1 pseudogene is annotated in these 867 nt (G+C 66.6%); it reads right to left on the bottom strand.

Going from position 1 to position 867, the window contains the following annotated elements:
- Positions 1-633 (bottom strand): annotated as a pseudogene (locus A5709_RS28420) (hypothetical protein); the annotation flags it as partial.
- Positions 634-867: the final 234 nt, after the last annotated feature.

Genomic DNA, 867 nt, shown 5'->3' with positions numbered 1-867 from the left:
CACCGCGACCACGAACACGACGCCGGCGACGATGACCACCCACGCGACCACTTGACCCAGCCGACTGTGCGCGCCGAATCGATGCCCGTCCCCGGGGTGGCCGGTCACGGTGGTCGGTTCGCCGCTGGATTCAGGATTTTGCGTCATGCCCCAAACGATGGCACGGGTATACCCACCGGGGGTAGGGACCATTGGCCCTAGAAAAGGGCGTGGCCCATCTGGTCGGCTTACCTGATGGCCGGATTCACTCGGCGGGCCGCGCTCGCCGCGCTCGGCGCGGGCAGCGTCCTGGGTCTGGCTCATACAACGGATTTCGGTGCCCTGATCGAGGTGGGCGTACATGCTCGAAACATGCTCTTGCAGTTGAGCGGTCAGGTCCGGTGATGCCGATTCGGTGGTGGTGCGCACGCCGCCGGGGATGTCCTCGACGATCCGGTCGATTTCGCTGTGCCGCATGAACATCTCCATGTAGCGGCTCATGTCCATGTGACCGGCGCCCATGAAACCGCCCCCGTCCGTGAGGCGGATAGCGGTCGAGGGAGGACCAAAGACGCGCGCACGCAGATGCGCCAGACCCAGGACGCTGCCCGCGCCGAGCGCGGCGAGCGCGGCCCGCCGAGTGAATCCGGCCATCAGGTAAGCCGACCAGATGGGCCACGCCCTTTTCTAGGGCCAATGGTCCCTACCCCCGGTGGGTATACCCGTGCCATCGTTTGGGGCATGACGCAAAATCCTGAATCCAGCGGCGAACCGACCACCGTGACCGGCCACCCCGGGGACGGGCATCGATTCGGCGCGCACAGTCGGCTGGGTCAAGTGGTCGCGTGGGTGGTCATCGTCGCCGGCGTCGTGTTCGTGGTCGCGGTG

The organism is Mycobacterium sp. E1386 (genome assembly GCF_001672745.1).
GTDB lineage: Bacteria > Actinomycetota > Actinomycetes > Mycobacteriales > Mycobacteriaceae > Mycobacterium.
This window is presented reverse-complemented; position numbering and strand designations above follow the sequence as displayed.